Source organism: Haloechinothrix aidingensis (assembly GCF_013450155.1).
Classification (GTDB): Bacteria; Actinomycetota; Actinomycetes; order Mycobacteriales; family Pseudonocardiaceae; genus Haloechinothrix; species Haloechinothrix aidingensis.
Window position 1 is genome coordinate 65,390 of the sequence record NZ_JACCKD010000006.1, and the last position, 14,284, is coordinate 79,673.

General features: G+C 69.3%; 16 protein-coding genes. 8 read left to right on the top strand and 8 right to left on the bottom strand.

The annotated features are described in order from the left end of the window. Positions 1 to 56: 56 nt before the first annotated feature. Both H0B56_RS16335 and H0B56_RS16340 read right to left on the bottom strand, forming a co-directional pair. Positions 57 to 1,655: a molybdopterin-dependent oxidoreductase gene (locus H0B56_RS16335; RefSeq protein WP_180893955.1), complete on the bottom strand. Its 1,599-nt coding sequence runs from the start codon at positions 1,653 to 1,655 to the stop codon at positions 57 to 59. A 64-nt stretch (positions 1,656 to 1,719) separates the two neighbouring features. Then, on the bottom strand, positions 1,720 to 2,121 hold the full coding sequence (locus H0B56_RS16340) for a DUF4383 domain-containing protein (protein ID WP_180893956.1): 402 nt from the start codon (positions 2,119 to 2,121) through the stop codon (positions 1,720 to 1,722). A gap of 149 nt (positions 2,122 to 2,270) precedes the next feature. On the opposite strand from H0B56_RS16340, the gene sigK reads away from it, so the two are divergent. Both sigK and H0B56_RS16350 read left to right on the top strand, forming a co-directional pair. After that, on the top strand, positions 2,271 to 2,873 hold the full coding sequence (gene sigK, locus H0B56_RS16345) for an ECF RNA polymerase sigma factor SigK (RefSeq protein ID WP_180893957.1): 603 nt from the start codon (positions 2,271 to 2,273) through the stop codon (positions 2,871 to 2,873). Next, a complete protein-coding gene (locus tag H0B56_RS16350; protein WP_180893958.1) occupies positions 2,870 to 3,604 on the top strand; it encodes an anti-sigma factor in 735 nt (244 codons plus the stop codon). Before sigK ends, H0B56_RS16350 begins: the two co-directional genes overlap by 4 nt. A gap of 327 nt (positions 3,605 to 3,931) precedes the next feature. Here the strand turns inward: H0B56_RS16350 and H0B56_RS16355 are convergent, their stop codons facing one another. Further along, positions 3,932 to 4,492, bottom strand: coding sequence for a superoxide dismutase family protein (locus H0B56_RS16355; protein ID WP_180893959.1), 561 nt, complete (start codon positions 4,490 to 4,492; stop codon positions 3,932 to 3,934). Positions 4,493 to 4,701: 209 nt separating this feature from the next. Here H0B56_RS16355 and H0B56_RS16360 point away from each other — a divergent pair, with 209 nt between their 5' ends. The 3 genes from H0B56_RS16360 to H0B56_RS16370 all read left to right on the top strand — a co-directional run bounded on the left by H0B56_RS16360 (position 4,702) and on the right by H0B56_RS16370 (position 7,087). Then, positions 4,702 to 5,136 carry a cupredoxin domain-containing protein gene (locus tag H0B56_RS16360; protein WP_180893960.1) on the top strand — a complete coding sequence of 145 codons (435 nt, stop codon included), beginning with the start codon at positions 4,702 to 4,704 and terminating at the stop codon, positions 5,134 to 5,136. Next, entirely contained in the window at positions 5,133 to 6,455 is a 1,323-nt protein-coding gene (locus tag H0B56_RS16365; protein WP_180893961.1) for a hypothetical protein, read from the top strand. The genes H0B56_RS16360 and H0B56_RS16365 overlap by 4 nt, the downstream gene beginning before the upstream one ends. A 251-nt stretch (positions 6,456 to 6,706) precedes the next feature. Next, the gene (locus H0B56_RS16370; protein WP_180893962.1) at positions 6,707 to 7,087 is read left to right on the top strand and encodes a hypothetical protein; all 381 of its coding nucleotides are present in this window, start codon (positions 6,707 to 6,709) and stop codon (positions 7,085 to 7,087) included. A 93-nt stretch (positions 7,088 to 7,180) separates the two neighbouring features. Here the strand turns inward: H0B56_RS16370 and H0B56_RS16375 are convergent, their stop codons facing one another. Continuing rightward, entirely contained in the window at positions 7,181 to 8,005 is an 825-nt protein-coding gene (locus tag H0B56_RS16375) for an SGNH/GDSL hydrolase family protein (protein ID WP_180893963.1), read from the bottom strand. 218 nt (positions 8,006 to 8,223) lie between these two features. Next, on the bottom strand, positions 8,224 to 8,832 hold the full coding sequence (locus H0B56_RS16380) for a TetR/AcrR family transcriptional regulator (RefSeq protein WP_180893964.1): 609 nt from the start codon (positions 8,830 to 8,832) through the stop codon (positions 8,224 to 8,226). A gap of 84 nt (positions 8,833 to 8,916) precedes the next feature. Between H0B56_RS16380 and H0B56_RS16385 the strand changes: the two genes are divergently transcribed. Next, positions 8,917 to 10,086, top strand: coding sequence for a cytochrome P450 (locus tag H0B56_RS16385; RefSeq protein WP_343063923.1), 1,170 nt, complete (start codon positions 8,917 to 8,919; stop codon positions 10,084 to 10,086). Between the two features lie 112 nt (positions 10,087 to 10,198). Further along, positions 10,199 to 10,759 (top strand): class I SAM-dependent methyltransferase, encoded by a 561-nt coding sequence (locus tag H0B56_RS16390; protein ID WP_246361252.1) that lies wholly within the window; start codon positions 10,199 to 10,201, stop codon positions 10,757 to 10,759. Positions 10,760 to 10,872: 113 nt separating this feature from the next. Here H0B56_RS16390 and H0B56_RS16395 read toward each other — a convergent pair whose 3' ends face one another. From H0B56_RS16395 to H0B56_RS16405, 3 genes are all read right to left on the bottom strand, one after another. Next, entirely contained in the window at positions 10,873 to 11,517 is a 645-nt protein-coding gene (locus tag H0B56_RS16395) for a helix-hairpin-helix domain-containing protein (protein WP_180893966.1), read from the bottom strand. Positions 11,518 to 11,775: 258 nt separating this feature from the next. Continuing rightward, positions 11,776 to 12,519: an ABC transporter permease gene (locus H0B56_RS16400; protein WP_180893967.1), complete on the bottom strand. Its 744-nt coding sequence runs from the start codon at positions 12,517 to 12,519 to the stop codon at positions 11,776 to 11,778. Next, positions 12,516 to 13,496 (bottom strand): ABC transporter ATP-binding protein, encoded by a 981-nt coding sequence (locus H0B56_RS16405; protein ID WP_180893968.1) that lies wholly within the window; start codon positions 13,494 to 13,496, stop codon positions 12,516 to 12,518. The genes H0B56_RS16400 and H0B56_RS16405 overlap by 4 nt, the downstream gene beginning before the upstream one ends. A gap of 151 nt (positions 13,497 to 13,647) precedes the next feature. Here H0B56_RS16405 and H0B56_RS16410 point away from each other — a divergent pair, with 151 nt between their 5' ends. After that, on the top strand, positions 13,648 to 14,070 hold the full coding sequence (locus H0B56_RS16410; RefSeq protein WP_180893969.1) for a nitroreductase/quinone reductase family protein: 423 nt from the start codon (positions 13,648 to 13,650) through the stop codon (positions 14,068 to 14,070). The last annotated feature ends 214 nt before the right edge of the window (positions 14,071 to 14,284 follow it).

Sequence of the window (14,284 nt, forward strand, 5' to 3'; positions counted from 1 at the left end):
GTGATCTGTCCTTCCTGTGGTTACCCGCGGCCCCGTTCGCGGGGCCGCATGCTTGCTCATTCCGTCACGGTTACCGCGACCGAATGCCATCCGGTTGCTCCGTCCGGGAACGGATCAACACGCTCTTGCGGCTGGAAGTCGCCGGCGCCGTCGGCGGCCCTGACCTCGATCCGGGGCGAGCCGGGCGTCACCCGCACGGTGGTGCGCCACTGGCGCCACGTGTCGTCGCTGACCGGTTCGGACAGCTCGGCTTCCTGCCAATCGCCACCGTCCACACGCACCTGAACGGTGCTGATTCCCCTGTGCTGCGCCCATGCGACTCCGGCGACGGTGACCTCGCCCTGGCCGAGGCTCTCGAGCGGGCGCGGCACGTCGATGCGCGATGCGGTCTTGACCTTGCCGGTCGTATCCCAGTCCCGCTCGGTCCAGTACGCGTCGACCTCGTCGAAACGCGTAACGTCGAGCTCGACGACCCACTTGGTCGCGGAGGTGTAGCCGTACAGGCCCGGCACGATCATCCGTGCGGGGAAGCCGTTCCGTGCCGGTAGTGGCTCGCCGTTGAGCCCGACGGCAAGCAGCGCGTCCCGACCGTCGAGCACCGTCTCCAACGGTGTACCGATCGTCATGCCGTCCTGCGAGCGGCTCAGCAACTGGTCCGCCCCACGGTGCGGGCCGGCTTGGCGGAGCAACCGATCGAGCGGGAAACCCAACCACCGGCCGGTACTCACGTAGGGACCACCGACCTCATTGGACACGCAGGACAGTGTCAGGTCCCGCTCGACGAGCTCGCGCTCGAGCAGCTCGTCGAAGGTGATCTCCAGTGGCCTGTCCACGGAGCCGACGATCCGCAGGGACCACTGCTGAGCCGGGACCTGCGGTATCACCAGCGCGGTGTCCACGCGGTAGAAGTCGCGAGCCGGAGTGAAGAACGGGCTGAGGCCGTCGACCGTGAACCGGTGTTCGGCCGGGAGCGCGGGAGCCGCGCTTGCCGGTTGTGGCAACGAGATCGCTGCCCGCGAGTTGGCGACGTCGTACAGCCGCGCTTGCAGCATCCGGCCGCCGAGCCCGGCAGCAACGGCCGCGCCGGCCGTACCGGCCCCGGCCAGCAGCAGGGTCCTGCGACGCAGGGGATGGTGGTCACCCGCGGCGGAGCTGCCGTCCTGCGGTGCGGTGCTCGGGTCTCCGGCAGACCGGCGCGGGCGCGTCAGCCGGATCAGCCCGGCGAGCGCGGCGACGGAGGTGACCGCCGCCGCGCTCGCGGGCAGTACGGCGGTAGCGCCGCCCTGCGCGGTCGCCGCGGCGGCGACCATGCTGATGCCTGCCAGCGCGACGAGCAGCACGGCGCCCGCGGCGAGCCTGCGCAGCGCCATGTAGCCGGCAGCGGCCGCGGCGATCGCGAGGATGGTGACCACGCCTGCTATCAGGACCGGCCGGTGACCGGAGCCGAAGGTGCTTACCGCGAACTCTTGCAACACGCGCGGTGTCAGCGCGATCACGCCCGATCCCACGGCCACCACCGGCGAGGTGTCCGGTCCGGTGGCGGCTGCGACGAGCTCACCGACACCGAGGCCCGCCGCGGTGGCGACGAGCCCGATACCCGCGCCGACGGCGATGCGGGTGGTTCGCCGCCAGGTAGTCGCTGCGATGGTGTTCATACCCGTCCTTCGGTGCGGTGCGTCGTGCGGATTGGACGTTCCGGGAAATCACTCCACGGTGTGATCAGCGGCGGGTCAGCGAGACCCCGAGCAGCACGGCCGCGCTGGCCAGGTGCAGGACGTTGTCCGCGTGGTTGAGCGCGAGCAGGTTGAGCGCTGAGCTGGTGATGAACAGTCCGAGTACACCGACGAGCAGGTAGATCCCGCCGACGAGCCCGTTGACCCCCGCGGCGTACCTGGCGCCCCGCCACGCGGCGAGCCCGAGCAGTGCCCCGACACCGACGTGCACCAGGTTGTGCAGCGGGTTGACCTCGAAGATCAGCAGGTGTGACCCCTCCGTGGCCGCGAAGCCGGTGCCTGCGGTGACTGCGAATCCCACCAGCCCGACCAACACGTAGACGGCGCCGAACAGCGCTCCGAGTACCCGGTTGGGTGAAGTGCTTGTCGACTGGACACTGGTTCCCATGACGTCCTCCTCATCGTGATGAATGGGTCTTGCGCTCGGTATTCGATGACGGGTGGTTGGCGGATTGGTCCGGATCCGTATCCCGCGGCAATCCGGGCGGGCCGGTGGTTCGAATACACTGCGAGAGCAACCCGGCAACGAGGTGATTCATGCACGGCGGAGCACAGCAGCGAGGGCAGCGACGATGGCGCCCCGCGAACGAGGAGGCGTCACCCACGCCCGACGAGCTGGTGTCGCTGACCGCCCTCGGCGACGAGTACGCGTTCGCGCGCCTCTACGACGCGTTCGCCGACAGGATCTTCGGTCTCGTCAAGCGGGTGATGCGCGACCCGGCCCAGTCCGAGGAGGTCACCCAGGAGGTCTTCCTGGAGATATGGCGGACGGCGTCGCGCTTCGACAGTAGCCGGGGCAGTGTCGCCGCGTGGGTCATGACGCTGGCGCACCGGCGGGCGGTCGACCGCATCCGTTCGGCGCAGGCCTCGACGGAGCGGGACACTCGCGTGGCCTACCAGGAGGACCAGCCGTTCGACAGCGTGTCCGAGGAAGTCACCGGCAGGCTGGAACGCCAGCAGGTACGCCGGTGTTTGGAGACGTTGACGATGCTGCAGCACGAGTCCGTGAAGCTCGCCTACTATCAGGGCTACACCTACAGCGAGGTCGCCGGCCTGCTCGACGCGCCGCTCGGCACCGTCAAGACACGGCTCCGGGACGGGTTGATCCGCCTGCGCGACTGCCTGGGGGTGACAGCATGAACGCCGATATCCACACGTTGACGGGCGCTTACGTCCTCGACGCGCTGTCGGCGGACGAGCGCGAGGCGTTCGAGGAGCACCTCGCGCAGTGCGCCGACTGCTCCCACGAGGTGCGCGAGCTCCGTGAGACGACCGCCTACCTGGGGTCCGCCGTGGCCGCTCCCGCGCCCGAACGGCTGAAGTCGCGGGTGCTGGACCAGGCGCGCACCACACGGCAGCTTCCCCCGGACGAAGGCCCCATCGTTCCGATCAGGGGGCGCAAGTGGCCGTTGCGCGTAACGAGCGCTGTCGCCGCCGCGAGTGTGGTGGCCGCCCTCGTGCTGGGCATTCAGGTGGGGCTGACGAACCAGGAGCTCAGCGAGACCCGGCAGGCGCTCGAGCAGAGCGAGCAGGTCTACGGTGAGCTCGCGGACGTGCTCACCGCGCCGGACGCCCGCGTGGCGACCGGTGAGGACGAAGTGGGGACGGTGACGGTCGTCTTCTCGGACAGCGAGCAGAAGCTCACCGTCATCCCGAACGAGCTGAGCGACCCTCCGGACGATCGCGTCTACCAGGTGTGGTTCCTCGACGGGGGCGCTCCGACGTCCGCGGGCCTGCTGACCAACGCGGACCGGCCGATGGTCACCGACACCGTCTCCGAGGCGGCGCAGCTCGGCATCACGGTCGAGCCGGCAGGCGGCTCGGAGGCACCGACGACCGACCCCGTCATGATGATCTCGCTCGACACGTGAGGCCGTGCCCGGTCCCGGCGGCCCGTGCGATGTCTCGGCCGTGTGGCCAGCGGCGGTTCGCCTGCTTGGCAAGCAGGATACTGTTCGCGGGCCGGCCGGCGTGCTAGCCATATGTGGTCCGGCAGCTCGACACCGAGGAGTGGATACCCATGCGGAGCACGCGCAGGATCACGGCCGCCGCTGCGGGAATGCTGGCGGCGGCCTTCATGGTCGCCGGCGCCGCGCCGGAGGGTGGTCACTGCGAGTAGGGACCGGACAGCGCCGCGTCGCCGACCGGACCCCGTGTGAGCGGCGCCGGTGCGGCGACGCGGCCGTTCCGGTGTGCTCTCAGAAGTCCGCGCAGACCAGCCGCTCGTCGTCGGCATGGACCACGATGGATTCCGCTCCCGCCGCGCGTGCGTCCTGTTCGGACTCGGCTGTCGCGGTGGCGACCCCGTCGTCATCGGCGGTGAAGGTCAGGTGGATCTCGTTCGGCGGCTCCTCCGGCCCGCCGGGGTCGAACGCGAAGTGCGGCCCGCCATCGTTGTCAGTACACGAGTCGGCGTGTACATGGGACATGTACTGCTCGCCGGGCTCCAGCCCGGACAGCTCGGCACTGACCGTGGTTCCCGACTCGTGCGTGGCGAGCCAGGCCGTGCCGCCGACACCGTCCAACCGCGAGGGTGCCGAGTCCAGCAGCTCGAAGGCGGCCTCACTCACCTCGGCCCCCGGAACCTCGGTGGCGTGCGTGCCGCCGGAGCCGTCCTCGTGGCTGTGACTGTGCCCGTCGTCGTGGCTGTGCTCCTCGCTGCCGGGAGCCGGGTCGCCACAGCCCGCGAGCAGCAGCGCGGCCGCCGGTAGCGCCAGCAACGCACTCGCGCGCGAACTCGGTCCCGTTCGCCGTGTCATGAAAGCTATCCGCACTGTCCGCAGCCTCTCCTTCGGAGTCGCCGGGCCGGTATCCGGCCGGGGTGCGACGGTGATACGTACTCGTCCGGAGTACCGTAAGCGTGGGCGGCGGGGCGTCGCAGCGCCTCGTGACGGCCGCAACAGTGATGTCCCGAGTTGTTCCAACGGTGCCGATACAGGGGGAGTGCCAAGCGGTGATGGTGAGGGTGATGACGGAGCGGCTGCTCGCGTTCGTTGTGGCCGGGACGGCCGTGCTGGCGGTTGCGGCGTGCTCGGGAGACGACGACGCCGGTGGTCGGGACGGCGCCGAGGACGCGTCTCCCAGCGCCACCGTGACACGGGGCGGGGACGAGGAGACCACTGCGCAGGAGCCCGGCGGGGACGGCGAGCTGCTCGAGTTCGAGATCTCCGACGGTCAGGTGCGGCCGTCGGTAAGTCGCGTCTCCGTCGAGCACGGCGCGAGCGTGCGGATCGAGGTGACGAGCGACCAGCCGGACAGCGTGCACCTGCACGGCTATGACCTGGAGACCGCCGTCGGGCCGGACGAGGACGGTGTCCTGGAGTTCGATGCCGACCAGGCGGGCCGCTTCGAGCTCGAGACGCACGACACCGGTCTGGTCCTGGCACAGCTGCTCGTTCGATGAGTACGCCCGGCGAGGTGCTGGCGCACGGCGTCGGCGGGCGGGAGGACCTGCCGGTCCCGTTCCCGTTCGCGCTCGCGGGTGCGCTCGTGGCGCTGCTGGCGACGTTCGTGGTGCTCAGCGTCGCCTGGCGCGACTCGCGCTTCGATGGGCGCGCCGGGCGGCGCAGGCTGCCCCGGTGGCTGGCACGGGTGCTCGACGCTCCCTCGTTCCGGTGGGCACTCCGCGTCGCCGGACTGGTGGGCGCGTGCTGGCTCGTGGGTGTGCTGCTGCTCGGACCGCAGGACAGCAGGGACAACCCCGGGCCCCGGGTGCTGTACGTGCTGATGTGGGTGGGGCTGCCGCTGGGATCGGTGCTGCTCGGGCCGCTGTGGCGAGCGTTGAACCCGCTGCGCACCGTGCATCGCGCCGTCGCGCGGCTCACCCGTACACCGGTTGACGGGCTGGTGCGGCTTCCCCGGGCGCTGGGGTACTGGCCTGCGGTCGTCACGCTGGCGGCGTTCGTGTGGTTGGAGCTGGTCCCGCCGGACCGGGCGATGCCACCGGTCGTGCTGCTCGCCCTGAGCATCCATGCCGCCGTGATGCTCATCGGAGCGCTCGTGTTCGGCAGGGAGTGGTTCGCGCACGCCGACCCGTTCGAGGTGTACTCCACGCTGGCCGCCCAGCTGGCGCCGTTCGGCCGCGATCGTGGCGGGCACCTCGTCGTGCGCAACCCCTTCCACGGTCTCGCGGCGATCCCGGCATCGCCGGGGCTGACCGGCGTGGTGCTGGTCCTGCTCGGTTCGACCGCCTTCGACAGCCTCTCCGATTCGCCGCGGTGGCTGCAGCTGGTACAGGGAAACCGGTCGGTCACGCTGCTCGGGACACTCGGGTTGCTCGCGGCGATCCTGCTGCTTGCGGTCGCCTACCTCCTCGTCGCGCGGGTCACCGCCGTGCTCCTCGGGGGCTCGCGCCGGGTGGCGGCCCGGTTCGCGCACTCGTTGTTGCCGATCGCCATCGGGTACGTTCTCGCCCACTACTACTCGCTGGCTGTCGTGGAAGGTCAGCGCACGCTGATCCTCGCGGCCGGCTCCCTGGTTCCGGACGGCAATCCGCTCGGGCTCACCCGGGCCGACGTCGATCTCACGCTCGTGCCGCCGACCGCGGTGGCCACGGTGCAGGTCGGCGCGGTCGTGGCAGGCCACGTCATCGGCGCGATCGCGGCACACGACCGCGCGATGCACCTCTTCCCGCCGCACAGGGCGCGCATCGGCCAGCTGCCGTTGTTGCTGCTGATGGTCGCCTACACCTACCTCGGCCTGACGCTGCTGTTCGCGGCGTGAGCGTGATTCTCACGCCCGGTACATGAATCCTTTTCGCGCGGATGCGAAGGAATGTATTCGGTGAGTGCGTTTCGCGCTGGATAACGTTCGTTGTGTACTGCCATGGGAAGCGGTTTTTCGCGAGTATCTGTGACCTGCGCAACTTTGGTTGTGAATGCCCGTTACACGAGTATCGGTTACGTGACGTCCCGGGTAATCGTGTGGCAATCACCCATCCCGGACGGGACGAGCGAAAGGGCAGGTAGTCGGTTATGCGGATGCGATACGGGCGAATCGGAGCAGCGGGTGCCGCGGCCGCGCTGGCGATGGGAGGAGTGCTGCTGGCGGCACCGGCACAGGCGCAGGACCCGGAAGGCGTGGGTGTGAGCTTCTTCGGCCACTTCTGCGGGGAGAACGACATCGGCCCGGAGCCGTCGTGCACCTACACGCCGTTGCTCGACCACTCTTACAGTGGCGCCGGTCCGTTCACTATCGAGGCCGTCGACGCCCTCGGTGAGACGGTGTTCGCCACGGAGTGCGCGAACGGCGAGCTGTGCACCGACGAGGGCGCCGGGTCGATCCCGGCCGGGTCGACGGTGACCATCGAGGTCACCGGTGAACCCGGCAGCGTGGGCGCGGGCGCCTTCCAGTAACGACACGGTACGTGTCACGGGTGTGACCGGGCTGGCGGCGGATGCCGGCAACCCGGTCACACCCGTGCGGTGACGCCTCGGGAGGACCGGCTGTCACCCCATGACATCCCTGATGAGCGGCTTGTAGCCGTCCCGGTAGCCTGCGGGGCTCGGGTGGTACATATCGGCGACGTTGGGTTCGACCTTGCCGTTGACGTAAGGATCGTCGGCGCACACGTCATGACCGGTGAACTGCTCGATCACGCCGATGTAGGTGATGCCCGCGGCGTCGCTGCGTTCGGCGATCTTGGCGTCGAGGTTGTCGGCGAGGCCGTTGAGGGCCTCACCCTCGGCAGGACTGATGCCGTCGGCGTCGGCGCAGGACACGTCGTCGCTGAAGAACCGCGGGTAGCCGACCGACATCACAGTGGCGTCCGGCGCGTTGTCGGTGATCGCGGCGTAGGCCGCGTCCAGCTTGTCGGGTAGCTCTTCCTCGATCTTGCGGTTGGCGTCGTCGACCGTCTCGAGACACTGCTCCTCGTCCCAGTGGTTGGCGCAGTTCAGGATGATGTCGGCGAAGCCGATGTCGTTGCCGCCGATGCTGACCGTGACGTAATCGGTGTCCTCGGACAGGTGTTTCGACTGGTCCTTGACGATGTCGGGAGTCTCGGCTCCCTGGCATGCCGGGAACACCAGTGACGTGTCGGTGCGTTCCTCCTCGATCAGTGGCCCGTAGGCGTCGCTGCTGCGGTAGCACTCCAGGTCGAGGTCCGGGTTGCGGGTGCCGTTGCCGGAGGCTGCCGAGTCGCCGAGTGCCGCGTACTCGTCGGTCGACGCTGCTGCCGACGCAGTCGCCAGGCCCGGTACGAGGACTGTGACCAGCGCCAGAGCCAGCAGTCCGTGCAGCGTACGCCGGTGCCCGATCGATCTGGGAGCCATGCGATCTCCTTTCCTGCCGGGGACGATGACGCATGCCCCCCGCCGAGTACGCCAACGTCCGTGTCAGCGTGGCGGTTGCTTCACGTGGATTACCGGACAGTAATGAGGTGGATGACGGGGGCGCAAGAGGCCGGGAGGGCGGGCCCGATCGGACCCACGGCACGACAGCAGCGGCTCACGCCGGCCCGATGTCCGGTCCGGCCGCAGTTGCCTGCCCGTCAGCGGGGTTGGGCCGCATCGATGACGCCGTGGACGGCGTCGGCGATGCGCTCGGCCGCACGGTCGGGCTCCGGCCGGCCGGCGTCCAGCCAGGCGATGACGGCCTCGATGGCAACGGTCGGCACCAGCCGGGCCGCCCACTGTGCCCAGTCCTCGTCGGGGATCAGCGCGGTGAGGTGGCGGTGGGCGACCTCGGTCGAGTAAGCGGCAAGGGAGTCGGTGAGGTCACGGAACTCCGGCTCCCGCACAGCGTGGCGGAAGAGTAGCCGGAACCCGGCCGGGTCGGCCGCGGCCGCTTTCACGAACGCGGGAATGCTGTACTCGGTGAAGTTGTCCGCGCCCACCTGTTCGATCAGGTGTGTGCGCGCGCGATCGAGCACCTCCCTGTACAGCTCGGACTTCGACGCGAAGTGCCGGTAGAGGATGACCCTGCTGATCGCTGCCTCGGCCGCGACGTCGTCGAGCCCGGTAGCGGCGAACCCGCCGCGGGCGAACGCTCGCGTGGCGGCGTCCAGGATCTGTGCACGGCGTTCGGCCCGGGGCATACGCCGCGCCTGCCCTGCTGTGCCGCGCGCCGCTCGGCCCTCGGCCTGTTCTGTCGCGTCCATCGCACCTCCACTTGTTAATTCACGAGTATACATGTAACGTTGTTTACGTTATGATAAACATCTTCGAGTAAATAAGGTGTCGCCGTGCTCAGTCAGCTGCCGTTCGAACAGGCCTCGCCCCTCGAGGTGCCGCCCCAGCTGCGCCGGCTCCAGTCCACGGGTCCCGTGCACCGGATCCGCACGCGAGTAGGCGACGAGGCCTGGCTCGTGACCGGCTACGAGCAGGTGCGCCTGCTGCTCGACGACGCTCGCCTCGGCCGGTCGCATCCCGACCCCGACAACGCGGCGCGGTCCGCGGCGTCGGCGATCTTCGGAGGGCCACTGGGGCGTTACGAGACCGAACAGGCCGACCACGCCCGCATGCGCTCGTTGCTGCAACCGTTCTTCTCGCCACGGCGTATGCGGGAGTTCCGTCCTCGGGTGGAGGCGCTGGCAACCGAGCTGCTGGATCACGTGGCGCGACAGGGCCCGCCGGTCGATCTGGTCGCGGAGCTGGCGTACCCGCTGCCGGTCCTGGTGATCTGTGAGCTGCTCGGCGTGCCGTACGAGGACCGTGCACGGTTTCGCATGTGGACGCGGGAGGCCGCCGACGTGCGTGACCACGCCCGGTCCGAGCAGGCCCTCGGCGAGCTGTTCGAGTACGGTCGGCGACTGGTCGACCGCAAGCGCCGCGAGCCAGGCGACGACGTCATCTCCCATCTGTGCGTGCGGGACGGGATCGGCGACGAGGAGGCGGCCATGCTGTCCATGTCGCTGCTGTTCGCCGGGCACGAGACGACAGCCGTACAGCTCGGTCTCGGCGTGCTGCTGCTGGTGACCAACCCCGACCAGCAGCGGGCGCTTGTGGACGATCCCGGCGTGGTCGGCAACGCGGTGGAGGAGATCCTGCGCGCACCGGGCAAGGGCAACGGTGGCATCCCCCGGTATGCCCACGCCGATATCGAGATGGGTGGCGTGACGATCCGTACCGGAGAGCTCGTGATGCTGGACACCTGTGCGGCCAACCACGACGCGGCAGCCTTCGCCGAGCCCGAGCGTTTCGACATCACGCGCCGGGCCGGCGGCCACCTCAGCTTCGGGCAGGGTGCACGGTACTGCATCGGCGCGCCGTTGGCCCGTATCGAGCTGCGGGCTGCGGTCTCGCACCTGCTCGCGCGGTTCCCGGCCGTACGCCTGGCCGTGCCGGTCGGCGAGCTGCGGATCCGGGGCGAGCAGCTGACCGGCGGGCTCGTCGAGCTGCCGGTGACCTGGTGAGCCCGGTGACCTGGTGAACACAGTGGAGGGAGATATGTCGACGAGGCGAGTCAATCACCCGATATTCGCCAGGTTCTACACCCGTGTCAGCCGTGCAATGGAACGGGGCGGCATGACGGAGCATCGCCGGTCGTTACTGACCGGGCTCTCCGGCGAGATCGTCGAGGTGGGCGCGGGAAACGGGCTCAACTTCGCGCACTACCCGCCGAGCGTCACGCGGGTGCTCGCTGTGGAGCCGGAACCGCACCTGCGGGAGGCCGCCACAGGCGCCGCGCGGCTCGCTGCGGTTCCGGTCCGGGTCGTCGACGGGCTCGCGGAGGAGTTACCCGCGGCCGACGGGAGCTTCGACGCCGCCGTGGTGTCGGTCGTGCTGTGCTCGGTTCCGGATCAGGTCGCCGCGCTGGGCGAGATCCACCGGGTGCTCGGGACCGGCGCGCAGCTGCGCTTCCTCGAGCACGTCGGTGCCGACACACCCGGGATGCGGCGGGTGCAGCGACTGATCGACGGCACTGTGGGACCGCGCGTCTTCGGTGGCTGCCACTGTGGACGCGACACCGAGGGAGTGATCGAGAGCGCGGGTTTTCGAATCGACCGGATCGAGCGGTTCCTGTTTCCCGGAGCCCGGACACCGCACTCCTTCCACATCCTGGGCACCGCCGTACGGGACGGGTGACCGCCGATCGGGCCGATGAGGTGCAGGGAGTTCGTGTGCCCGGCGACGCTGTCAACCCGCCTGTCAACCCGCCGGTACCCCCGTCGCTCGTCCTCGTGGTGAGCCTGCCGGGGTCAGTCGACGCACGCGAGCCCCTGGTTCTTGATCCCACCGAGCCGGCCTTCGGCGATACCGCTCACCCTGGTGAGATCATCGACCGAGCTGAACGGTCGCAGGTTCACCACCTGCTCGGCGCGTTCCGGACCGATCTCGTGGATCCGTTGTAGCGCCTGGTGGCTCGCGGTGTTGATGTCGACCTGGTCCGACCGGCAACCGCCGGAGCTGTCCGGCTCGTCCTCGGGAGGCGGGCCGGTGTCCTGTTGCTCGGCGAGTTCCTCCTCGCGTGCGTCGAGTTCACTCTCCCGTTCGGCCAGCTCCTCCGCACGCGTGTCGAGCTCGCTCTCGCGCTCGGCGAGCTCGTCCGCGCGTTGCGCGAGCCGATCCTCGCGACGGGACAGGTCCTCATTCAGGTCCTCGATCCGCGCGGCGAGTTCTTCCGGCGTGGCGGACGTATCCACGCCAAGCGCCTGCGCGACCTCGTCCCACTCACCAGTCAGCTCTGCGATCTCGAGCTCGGTACCGGAGCCGGCCGTACCGTCCGTGGTGGTCGCCCCTCCTGCGAGGACACCGGCGAAGAAGGCCACGACCACGAAAACCACGAGTGTACGTCGCCGCTTGTACCAGGCCACGGCACTGTCTCCTGTCTCCTGCATCGTCATATCGCTCCTCGGTAGCGGGGCGTGGGACGGGTTCGACTCCCCGCGGTCGGTAACCTCAGGTGTGGTCGCGTGGTGTGTGCCGGTCCGTCGCATTTGCGTGGTCGGTTCGCGGCAGTACGTTGTTACACGCGACGGCTGCTCCGTACGAGTGACATCGGTGAGTGACGGCCGTGCTTCAGGGCCACGAGCGGGACATCGCTCCGGGAGTAAGGCGTGTGCCAACCGGCGTTCGTGGTCCGGCCACCGCGCTCGCGGGCGTCACTCCCAGCGGAAGAACGTCGCCGCGATGGCGGTGGCGATGCCGAGAACGCCAAGCAGCACGAGTACGGGTACCAGGTTCTCGGACCACGCTTGCCCCAGCCAGAGGCCCTGGAGAAGCTCCACGAGCTGTGTCAGGGGCGAGAGCTGCGCTCCCTGCCGTATCCCGTCGGGTAGCACCGCCAGCGGGACGGCTGCACCCGACAGGATGATCAGTGGGAAGACCAGCACGTTGCCTACACCCTGCGCGACTCCCTGGGAGGGAAGGACCGCCGCGAGGGCGTAGCCGACAGCGAGGAAGGTGAGCACCCCGAGTGCCGAGGCCAGCAGCACACCGGCGAGGTTGCCATGCGCGTGCGCGCCGAAACCGAGGATTCCCACCGCGAACATCACGGCGATGCCGAGCATGGACAGTGCGAATCGGACCGCGACGTCGGCAGCGATGTAGGCCAGCGGGCGTAGCGGGGTGGCACGGAAGCGGCGCAGGGCGCCGGTCTCGCGCTGGGTGACGATGTCGGTGGGTACCACGACGAGTCCCGAGATCGCGACAACGATCGCGGTGATGCTGGCCAGGTTGGCGTCGATGTAGCCGCGGTCGCCGAACTCCGGAACGGGGTCGTTGCCGAAGATGAGGCCCATGAGGAGAGCGAAAAGGGGAGCGAAGGCGATCACGAAGAACGCCGCGGCAGGCTCGCGCAGGGTCCTCTTCGTCTGGACGCCGACGAGCTTGGTGGCGATGGTCATGCCGGCGCTCCTTCCCGCATCCGGCGGCCTGTGAGTGCGAGGAAGACGTCCTCGAGGCTGGGTTGCTGGGAGCGCAGATCGTGCACTCTCGCGTCGATACCGGCCAGCACGCCCATCACATCTTGTGCGAACCGGGCGCTGGTGCCGTGCACGATCACACGCCCCTCGACGTGTTCGGCGTAGCTGACTCCCGGCAGGGCGTGGAGGCGGTCGAGTGGTGGCGAGCCGTCGACGACGAAGCTCATGGTGCTTTCCGCTCCGGTCGAGGCGATGAGTTCGGGAACGGTGCCGAGGGCGACGATCCTGCCGTGGTCGACGATCGCGACGCGGTCGCAGAGGCGTTCGGCTTCCTCCATGAAGTGCGTGGTGAGCACGACGGTCGTGCCGCCGTCGCGGATATCCCGGATCACGTCCCAAATCGCCAGGCGCGCCTGGGGGTCGAGGCCGGTGGTGAGCTCGTCGAGGAAGACGAGGCCGGGATCGTTGACGAGCGCGAATGCGATGAACACGCGCTGGCGCTGGCCGCCGGAGAGCTTCTCGACGTAGGAGCCGGTCTTGTTCCCGAGACCGAGCCGGGTGAGGAGGTCGCGCCAGTCGGCCGGTCGCTCGTAGCAGGCCGCGAACAGGTCCAGTGCCTCGCCGACCTTGATGCGCTGCGGTAGCGCGGAGGTCTGCAGCTGGACGCCGGTGCGCTCACGCACCAGGCGGGTCCGGCGCTGCGGGTCCAGGCCGAGTACCTCGATGCTGCCGCTGTCGTGGGTGCGCAACCCCTCGACGCACTCCAGGAGCGTGGTCTTCCCGGCGCCGTTGGGGCCGATGATGCCGAAGATCTCGCCGCGGTGGACATCGAAGGACACGCCATCGACGGCCCGGACCTCACCGTAGTGCTTGACGACGTTCTCGCAGCTCACCGCCACCGAGTCAGAGCGCTCCTCGTCTCCAGGGGCGCCGCAAGCCTTGCCCTCACCTGGTCGCATCGAACCGTCTCCCCAGTGCGCACGACGTGAACGATTCACGAACCTATCGTGCACGTCGTGTGCCGCGCAGCCGATTCCTGATGCCCGGTCCGGGCTACCGGTCGGCGACTGCCGGTCCCTGGAACCGATCGGCGTCGGGCAGAATGCCCGCATGAGCAAGTACGCGGTGGTGACGTTCGTGCAGAAGCGTATCGCGAACCCGATCGTGCGAAGCGTGTTGTTGCGCGGCTGGTCGCTGCCCGGGTACGCGCTGCTGGAGACGACCGGGCGCAGGTCCGGTCAGCCACGGTTCACCCCGGTGGGCGACGGGTCGGACGGGGAGACGTTCTGGATCGTCGCCGAGCACGGTCGCCGGTCCGCGTACGTGCGCAATATCGGGACCACACCGCGGGTCAGGGTCAAGATCCGAGGTCAGTGGCGGCACGGCACCGCGCACGTGCTGCCCGACGACGATCCCCGCGAACGCCAGCGGTATCTGGGTAAGCGGCTGAGCGCCCGGCTCAACGCGGTGGCCGTGCGATCCCTGGGCACGGACCTGCTGACCGTGCGCGTCGATCTCGATCCCGTGCGCTGACCACACGGTCCGCATCCCCGCGCGCCGGGACGCGGCGCGGGCCCGGACGATACCGGGGTCGTTGCTCGAGGCCGGGCCGGGCGCGAACCCTGCAATCGCCCGGCCCGGCGATAACCCCGAACTTGCGGCGAAGGAACCGCCGGCACGGAAGGCCTGAGAGCGATCCGGCGGCTCCCTCACTCACGTGGCTACCCGGACGGGCGGAGCGTCAAAC

Excerpts from the sequence above, each read along its gene's own strand:
- H0B56_RS16335 (WP_180893955.1), bottom strand. The coding sequence starts at position 1,655 with ATGAACACCATCGCAGCGACTACCTGGCGGCGAACCACCCGCATCGCC.
- H0B56_RS16340 (WP_180893956.1), bottom strand. The coding sequence starts at position 2,121 with ATGGGAACCAGTGTCCAGTCGACAAGCACTTCACCCAACCGGGTACTC.
- sigK (WP_180893957.1), top strand. The coding sequence starts at position 2,271 with ATGCACGGCGGAGCACAGCAGCGAGGGCAGCGACGATGGCGCCCCGCG.
- H0B56_RS16350 (WP_180893958.1), top strand. The coding sequence starts at position 2,870 with ATGAACGCCGATATCCACACGTTGACGGGCGCTTACGTCCTCGACGCG.
- H0B56_RS16355 (WP_180893959.1), bottom strand. The coding sequence starts at position 4,492 with ATGACACGGCGAACGGGACCGAGTTCGCGCGCGAGTGCGTTGCTGGCG.
- H0B56_RS16360 (WP_180893960.1), top strand. The coding sequence starts at position 4,702 with ATGACGGAGCGGCTGCTCGCGTTCGTTGTGGCCGGGACGGCCGTGCTG.
- H0B56_RS16365 (WP_180893961.1), top strand. The coding sequence starts at position 5,133 with ATGAGTACGCCCGGCGAGGTGCTGGCGCACGGCGTCGGCGGGCGGGAG.
- H0B56_RS16370 (WP_180893962.1), top strand. The coding sequence starts at position 6,707 with ATGCGGATGCGATACGGGCGAATCGGAGCAGCGGGTGCCGCGGCCGCG.
- H0B56_RS16375 (WP_180893963.1), bottom strand. The coding sequence starts at position 8,005 with ATGGCTCCCAGATCGATCGGGCACCGGCGTACGCTGCACGGACTGCTG.
- H0B56_RS16380 (WP_180893964.1), bottom strand. The coding sequence starts at position 8,832 with ATGGACGCGACAGAACAGGCCGAGGGCCGAGCGGCGCGCGGCACAGCA.
- H0B56_RS16390 (WP_246361252.1), top strand. The coding sequence starts at position 10,199 with ATGACGGAGCATCGCCGGTCGTTACTGACCGGGCTCTCCGGCGAGATC.
- H0B56_RS16395 (WP_180893966.1), bottom strand. The coding sequence starts at position 11,517 with ATGACGATGCAGGAGACAGGAGACAGTGCCGTGGCCTGGTACAAGCGG.
- H0B56_RS16400 (WP_180893967.1), bottom strand. The coding sequence starts at position 12,519 with ATGACCATCGCCACCAAGCTCGTCGGCGTCCAGACGAAGAGGACCCTG.
- H0B56_RS16405 (WP_180893968.1), bottom strand. The coding sequence starts at position 13,496 with ATGCGACCAGGTGAGGGCAAGGCTTGCGGCGCCCCTGGAGACGAGGAG.
- H0B56_RS16410 (WP_180893969.1), top strand. The coding sequence starts at position 13,648 with ATGAGCAAGTACGCGGTGGTGACGTTCGTGCAGAAGCGTATCGCGAAC.